The 3,611-nt window shown below is 69.8% G+C and carries 4 protein-coding genes; 2 read left to right on the forward strand and 2 right to left on the reverse strand.

Annotated elements, in window-relative coordinates; all coding sequences use genetic code 11:
* On the reverse strand, positions 1–716 hold a 716-nt coding region (locus IRZ18_09000), incomplete at its 3' end, for a TGS domain-containing protein (protein MBX5477241.1).
* Positions 717–1,123: 407 nt separating this feature from the next.
* Complete coding sequence (locus IRZ18_09005; GenBank protein MBX5477242.1) at positions 1,124–1,654, reverse strand: type 1 glutamine amidotransferase; 531 nt, start codon at positions 1,652–1,654, stop codon at positions 1,124–1,126.
* A gap of 156 nt (positions 1,655–1,810) precedes the next feature.
* Here IRZ18_09005 and IRZ18_09010 point away from each other — a divergent pair, with 156 nt between their 5' ends.
* Positions 1,811–3,409: a spore germination protein gene (locus tag IRZ18_09010; protein MBX5477243.1), complete on the forward strand. Its 1,599-nt coding sequence runs from the start codon at positions 1,811–1,813 to the stop codon at positions 3,407–3,409.
* A partial coding sequence (locus tag IRZ18_09015; GenBank protein ID MBX5477244.1) for a Ger(x)C family spore germination protein occupies positions 3,406–3,611 on the forward strand: 206 nt, incomplete at its 3' end. The genes IRZ18_09010 and IRZ18_09015, both read left to right, overlap by 4 nt.

Here is a 3,611-nt window from a genome sequence, read left to right on the forward strand (position 1 = left end):
CGCGCCCAGAGGAAGTGGTCGAGGTCCTCCTTCCGCTCGAACGAGGTGCCGTACAGCCGCTGGAGGACGGGATTGCCCTCCTTGGCGCGCCAGTAGGCCCCGGCGACGCTCAGCAGCTTGAAGTGCCGGATGCGCCCCGTCGACGGCACGTGCGGGCCGCGGCAGAGGTCGACGAACTCCCCCTGCTTGTAGACGGAGATCGTGGCGTCCGGGGGCAGCTCGTCGATGATCTCCACCTTGTACGGCTCGTTGAGCTCGAGGAAGAACGCGCGCGCCTTCTCGCGCGGCCACTCCTCGCGCTCGATCGGGTAGTCCGCCTCGACGATGCGCCGCATCTCCGCCTCGATCCGCGCCAGGTCCTCTTCCGACGGCGCGTGGGGCAGGTCGATGTCGTAGTAGAAGCCGTCCTCAAGCGCGGGGCCGGTGCCGAGCTTGGCCTCGGGCCACAACCGCTTCACGGCCTGGGCCATCACGTGCGTGGACGAGTGGCGGAAGACGGCGCGGCCCTCCTCGTCGGCGAACGTGAGAATCCGGATCTCCGCGTCTTCGAGGATCGGACGATCGAGGTCGACGAGCTCGCCGTTGACCTTCGCGGCCAGCGCCGCCTGGGCGAGTCGCGGGCCGATGGCCTGCGCGACCTGCAGGGCGGTCGTGCCGGCGGGCACGCGGCGCTCGCTGCCGTCCGGCAGGCGAAGTCGAATCTCCCTGGACTCCATCTGGCTCGCTCCTTTCGGCCGGGTTCACCCGGCTGCGATTCCCCCGGAAATGAGAATGCCGCCCGCCCCCGAAGGGACGGACGGCAAGTCCGCGGTTCCACCCTCATTGACCCGCCCCGCGACTGCGCGGGGACCGCCGCAGCGGATGGCGTCGGTTCGGGACGGGCCCTCTCTGGCCGGCGATATCGGGCCGGACCCGGCCGGGCTACTGCGTCACCTCCTGCTCCCTCAGGAGCGGTGGGCGGCGGTTCGCCCTGGCGGCTGGCAGGCCGTGCCCGCTCGGGCGTTCCGGGAAGCGGCTTGCAGCCGGCGGCCGCCTCTCTCTGGGCCGACCTCCCGCGCGGGCGTGTCCTGCGTCATCGCCGAACGTTGCCTCTCATTCTACGCGCGGCACCGGGCGCGCGCAATCAGCGCGCCGCGAGCAATCGGATGATCTCCCGGCAGAAGGCGGGCAGGTCGGCCGGCGTCCGGGACGTGACCAGGTTCCCGTCGACGACGACGTCCTGGTCGACGTACTTCGCCCCGGCGTTGACGACATCCGTCTTGATCGCGGGCACGCACGTCACCGTCCGGCCGCGAAGGATGTCGGCTTCGGCCAGCATCCAGCCGGCGTGGCAGATGGCCGCCACCACCCTGCCCTGCTGGTGCGCGTCCCGCACGAGGCGGACCATGTCGGCGTTCCGGCGCATCCTGTCCGGCGCGTAACCGCCCGGGACGATGACGGCGTCGAAATCCGCGGCCGAAGCGTCGCTGGCGGAGCGGTCCGCCTTGGCCGGGTAGCCCTCCTTGCTGGTGTACGTCTGGCCGGCCTGCGGGCCCACGATCACGACCTCTGCTCCGGCTTCGCGCAGGCGCAGGACCGGGTACCACAGCTCGAGATTCTCGTACATGTTCTCGGCGAGAACCGCAACGCGCTTGCCCGACAGGGTCTCCGCCATCGCAATCCCTCCCGTGGCCATGGTAACCGCCAGCTTCTCCCAGTTGTCAACGGGCGCCCGCAGGCAGATGCGGCTCGCATGCGCGCGCCGCTCGCATGCGCGCGCCGCCCGTGCGGCAGGATAGACGCAGACTTCATGCCAGAGGGCGTGCGACCGGTGAGCCGTGATCGAAAAACCCTCGTGCAACTCCAGCTGGCCCTGCACGACCTGCTCGACAAGCTCACGGCGGTGATCGATCTCGTCGCCGTCGCCCGCGCCGGGCTCCTCGATCCATACTGGCTGCGCCGCAAGCCGCTGGGCGGGAGCCTGGACGAAACGATGGCGCTGGTCTCGATGGCCTACGAGAACACGGACCACTTCACCACGCGCTCCGTGCGCTGCCACGACGGCCGTCGCGCGGTCCTCGCGTTTCTCAGCGGCACGGTGGATGAAAAGCTTCTGGATCGCTCTGTCGTCCAGCCACTCAGGACCGGCGGTGGCGCCCAAGCGCTGCTGACCCGGCTGCACCGCGCCACGCCGGTGGAAACGGTGGGCACGGTGGGGGACGTTGTGGAGCGGATCGCGGCCGGCGTGGCGGTCGTGCTGGTCGAGGGAGAGCCCCGGGCGCTCGCGGTGTCGGCGGCGAACTTCAGCAAGCGGGCCGTGAACCGCGCCGTCAACGAGCGCGTGATCCGCGGCCCGAAAGAAGGTTTCACGGAGGACCTGAACACCAACGTCAGCCTGGTCCGCCGGCGCATCCGCAGCCCGCACCTGAAGTTCGTGGCCCTGAAATTGGGGGAATATTCACGGACGGAGGTCCGCGTCGCCTACATCGAGGGTGTGGCGCGGGAGAGCCTCGTGGAGGAGGTCCTGCGCCGCATCCGGCGCATTCGCATCGACGGCGTGCTTGAGACCAGTTTCATCGAGGAGCTCATTCACGACGACCCGTCGTCCATCTTCCCGCAGACCGTCTGGACGGAGCGGCCGGACAGCGTGGCGGGCGGGCTCCTCGAAGGAAGGGTGGCCATCCTCGTCGACAACACGCCCATCGTGCTGGTTGTGCCCTGCACGTTCTGGCAGATCATCCAGTCCCCGGAGGACTATTATGACGGCTGGATCGCCGCGACGGCGCTGCGGTACCTTCGCTTCCTCTTTCTTGCGGCCGCGCTCCTCCTGCCGTCGGTCTACGTGGCCGTGACGACCTTCCACCAGAGCATGCTGCCGCCGCCGCTGCTCCTCACGCTGGCCAATGCCCGGGAGCGCGTTCCCTTTCCGGCGGTGATCGAAGCGCTCATCATCGAGTTGTCGTTCGAGATCCTGCGCGAGGCGGCCATTCGCGTGCCGCAGTACCTCACGCAGGCCGTCAGCATCGTCGGCGCGCTGGTCATCGGGTCCGCCGCCATCCAGGCGTCCATCGCGTCGGCGCCGATGGTCATCGTCGTCGCCATGACAGGCATCGCCAACTTCGCCCTGCCGCACTTCAACCAGGCGCTGGCGGTCCGCCTGCTGCGCTTTCCCCTCGTGGTCCTCGCCGGCATTCTCGGCTTCTACGGCGTCATCCTCGGCATGCTGTTCATTCTCGTGCATGCGGCCAGCCTGCGATCCTTCGGCACGCCCTTCCTTCAGCCTGCCGCCCCCCTCCGGTGGCGCGGTCTGGGCGATTTCATGGTGCGCCTGCCGTGGTTCGCCCAACGATACCGGCCTTCATCCGCCGAGACCAATCCCGTCCGCGAGGCCGGTGGGATGGCACCGCGGCCGCCGCAGGTGGTGCCATGACGCGCCGGCGGGGGATCGTGTGGGCCGCCGCTCTCGCGGCCTCCCTTGCGCTCTCCGGGTGCTGGGACCGCGTCGAGGTCAACGACCTCGCCATCGTGCTGGCGGCCGCGGTCGACGTCCCCTCCGAGGGGCCCGGGTATGAGATCACCGTCGAGCTGGCGCAGCCCGCCGCCCTGGGCCTCGGCGGCGGAGGCGGGGGCGG

The organism is Clostridia bacterium, from assembly GCA_019683875.1.
Lineage (GTDB): Bacteria > Bacillota > Sulfobacillia > RBS10-35 > Bu92 > Bu92.

Coding starts and splice junctions, on each gene's coding strand:
- IRZ18_09005 (MBX5477242.1), bottom strand. CDS start 1,654: ATGGCGGAGACCCTGTCGGGCAAGCGCGTTGCGGTTCTCGCCGAGAAC.